2 tRNA genes (1 of these 2 cut by a window edge) are annotated in these 226 nt (G+C 51.3%); both read right to left on the bottom strand.

Going from position 1 to position 226, the window contains the following annotated elements:
- Positions 1 to 68: 68 nt before the first annotated feature.
- Positions 69 to 144 (bottom strand) — tRNA-Asp (locus HMPREF2737_RS10160).
- Positions 145 to 153: 9 nt separating this feature from the next.
- Positions 154 to 226, bottom strand: a tRNA-Ser gene (locus tag HMPREF2737_RS11675) (it continues 132 nt past the right edge of the window).

The raw sequence follows: 226 nt of genomic DNA, 5'->3' as shown, positions 1-226 counted from the left end.
CCGATCCCTTCAGCCGGACTTGGGTATTCCTCCACTAATTAAATGTAAATTACTATAAAATTATTAGATGGCGGTCTCGACGGGAATCGAACCCGCGATCTCCTGCGTGACAGGCAGGCGTGTTAACCGCTACACTACGAGACCAATAAAATACGGAGGAAGAGGGATTCGAACCCCCGCGAGCCGTTAAGCCCCTGTCGGTTTTCAAGACCGATCCCTTCAGCCG

The organism is Staphylococcus sp. HMSC069D12 (assembly GCF_001810405.1).
GTDB lineage: Bacteria > Bacillota > Bacilli > Staphylococcales > Staphylococcaceae > Staphylococcus > Staphylococcus haemolyticus.
Note: the sequence above shows the minus strand (reverse complement) of the source record. Positions and strands in the feature narration are given on the sequence as shown.